The following is a 2,380-nucleotide window of genomic DNA, read 5'->3' as shown; positions in this document are numbered from 1 at the left end:
GTAAAGGCCATCGAAACAAACCGTTGTCCAAGACTCAGCAAGGGCGAAACCACAGGATTGCAAAGACTAGGGCACGGGTTGAACATGCATTTGCGGCGATGGAACAAATGGGTAGAAAACTGATCCGCACCATTGGACAGGTGCGCGCTAATTTTGCCATGACGATGATGGCAGCATGTTACAACCTAAAGCGGTTGGCGTACTTCCAGAGCGCGTGCATCGTGGCTTTCTGACGCCCAGAATGGGTCAAATGGCCCTAGCCAGGGCAATGTGCGATAGAATCAGTAACGTGATAATCAAAAAAAATCTAATTATTTAGAATGAAAGCCAAGGGTTAATTGAAAATCTTGAGTTTTTCGAGGTGCCCATAAAAGTATTTTTAATTCATCTATTTCAGGATTAATGATAATTAATGCTGTCTCATCTTTTAGATTGCTGGAAAATAACTTAAAAGAAAATGAAAAAAATAATACTGGCAAGAAAAAGAATTTAATAGTTCATGGTTCTAGGGTTTTATCTGCCATAACTTTATTAAAACTAGTAAAACGAATAAATAAAAATGAAAAAATCATTATATCTGACATAGATAAACAAGAAATTGAAGATACATTAAAGTCTTTGATTGATTTATCATTTCAATATATCAACAACAAATATCCAAATGCTTATTTAGCCCGTTTTTTTTCTAATAGAGAAAAAATAAAAGAACTCATTAGTTACCTTAAAATTAATCTAATTTAATCCTTCAAAATCAAGCATGAATTCCATTTCATTAAACTTTTGTGTGTTGCGGTAAACCACAAAAGGGAGCGAGCCAGACGCGCCAGAAATATCAGGCAATCAAATCAATTTAAGGATGTGTGAATGCGGCTCTGCGCTCGTGGGACAGTCAACACTATAAATTATCTTTCAAATAGCTAAATATAGTTTGATTACGTTTACCCGTCCGTGATGACTGTAATCGGACACCAAGAGGCACTTGGGCACACATCCTAACTTTTCAGCAAATGTTAACAAGGAGTACACATGATGAGATTGGACAATCCACGCATTGTAACGGCTAAGCATCCCAATATGGGTAATTTGGTTGGAGTGACTAATGGTAGTCGTAATTTAAGTGACTCAAGATACTTAAGCAGTATTGATATATGGAATGACGACGACATGGAAACACGCACTTTCAAAGAAATCATACAGTGCTTAACAAAAGAAAATAAGCGTCTTAAAAAAGAGAATCGAAGGCTGATGAAGATATATCGAGAAATTGGCGGGCTATGCAGGATTTGAACCTGCAACCAAAGAATTAAATCCTCTGCTATACCATTAAGCTAACAGCCCAATGGTAATTATAGTGCAGGCATCAAGAAAGCTTTAACCACCAGAGATAGAATACCTAAAATACCCGCACCTAACATCCACCGGATTAACTTTTGTTCAGCTCTAATACCCGACATCTCTAGTTGCAGGTCTTTGCGAACATCAGATATTTGAGCGTCTACTCTTTCGAAACGTAAATTCATCTCAGCAGATAAATCTTTGCGGGCATCGGCGATTTCTTTTCTAACATCAGCTATATCACGCTTAACATCAGCAATATCAGCTTTAGTCGCCACATCAGCAACCTCATGAGATTTACGTACAACAAGCGAAATAGCCTTAGCTTGCTGACTAGTAAGTCCAGCCGTTTGAAGCTCTTCTGATGCTTGTAGTGTATCAAATGCAACCTGACCCATAGGAAATCCTCCTTTTTGGTAAGTATAAAGGGTTTAGGGTTCCATCTGCAAAATCTTTCACGTTAATACCTTTATTCTTTTAATTCCGGAGAAATATTTTATGTCTAAATTAGTGGTTATTGAAAATACCGTTGTTCGTCAAGACGTTTTCGGGCGTTATTGTCTGAATGATTTACATAAAGCCGCGGGTAATAATAGAAAAGATAGTCCCACACATTGGCTTGCAAATAGTAAAACTCAAGAATTGGTTGAACAATTTGTAAGCGATACAGGAATTTCTGTATCGGTCATAAAAGGAGGTATAGAGCAGGGAACCTACGTTGCTAAAGAACTGGTTTATGCTTATGCCATGTGGATTAGTGCAGCTTTCCATCTCAAAGTTATCCGGACGTTTGATGAAGTTATTTATACACCTATCCAACCACTAACCGATAAAGTTCAGGCTGGATTAGCAATGCTGGCATTCTGCAAACAAGAATTGCGTATCGCCCCTTCTGGTATGCTTGGTGGAATGAAAAATCTACAGTCTTCTCTTGGCATGCCGGATATACTTCCTGCTTACGCTGTTGATGCACCAGAAGGGAGTTTAACGGGTTCAAGCGAAGTAACGCATTCTTTTACGGAGCTTTTGTTGCTTCATGGGAAAC

The 2,380-nt window shown here is 38.4% G+C and carries 5 protein-coding genes; 4 read left to right on the top strand and 1 reads right to left on the bottom strand.

Features of this window, described 5'->3' with window-relative positions; all coding sequences use genetic code 11:
• From CBG25_RS17685 to CBG25_RS17675, 3 genes are all read left to right on the top strand, one after another.
• Positions 1-233, top strand: a 233-nt coding sequence (locus CBG25_RS17685) for a transposase (RefSeq protein WP_290604297.1), incomplete at its 5' end; no start/stop codon positions are given.
• A gap of 169 nt (positions 234-402) precedes the next feature.
• On the top strand, positions 403-741 hold the full coding sequence (locus CBG25_RS17680) for a hypothetical protein (protein ID WP_290608306.1): 339 nt from the start codon (positions 403-405) through the stop codon (positions 739-741).
• A 285-nt stretch (positions 742-1,026) separates the two neighbouring features.
• Positions 1,027-1,287, top strand: a complete 261-nt coding sequence (locus tag CBG25_RS17675; protein ID WP_290608304.1) for a hypothetical protein — start codon at positions 1,027-1,029, stop codon at positions 1,285-1,287.
• Between the two features lie 59 nt (positions 1,288-1,346).
• Here the strand turns inward: CBG25_RS17675 and CBG25_RS17670 are convergent, their stop codons facing one another.
• Complete coding sequence (locus CBG25_RS17670; RefSeq protein ID WP_290608302.1) at positions 1,347-1,733, bottom strand: hypothetical protein; 387 nt, start codon at positions 1,731-1,733, stop codon at positions 1,347-1,349.
• A 100-nt stretch (positions 1,734-1,833) separates the two neighbouring features.
• Here CBG25_RS17670 and CBG25_RS17665 point away from each other — a divergent pair.
• A partial coding sequence (locus tag CBG25_RS17665) for a KilA-N domain-containing protein (RefSeq protein WP_290608300.1) occupies positions 1,834-2,380 on the top strand: 547 nt, incomplete at its 3' end.

Source organism: Arsenophonus sp. ENCA (genome assembly GCF_002287155.1).
Classification (GTDB): Bacteria; Pseudomonadota; Gammaproteobacteria; order Enterobacterales; family Enterobacteriaceae; genus Arsenophonus; species Arsenophonus nilaparvatae.
Note: the sequence above shows the minus strand (reverse complement) of the source record. Positions and strands in the feature narration are given on the sequence as shown.

Excerpts from the sequence above, each read along its gene's own strand:
- CBG25_RS17670 (WP_290608302.1), bottom strand. The coding sequence starts at position 1,733 with ATGGGTCAGGTTGCATTTGATACACTACAAGCATCAGAAGAGCTTCAA.
- CBG25_RS17675 (WP_290608304.1), top strand. The coding sequence starts at position 1,027 with ATGATGAGATTGGACAATCCACGCATTGTAACGGCTAAGCATCCCAAT.
- CBG25_RS17680 (WP_290608306.1), top strand. The coding sequence starts at position 403 with ATGATAATTAATGCTGTCTCATCTTTTAGATTGCTGGAAAATAACTTA.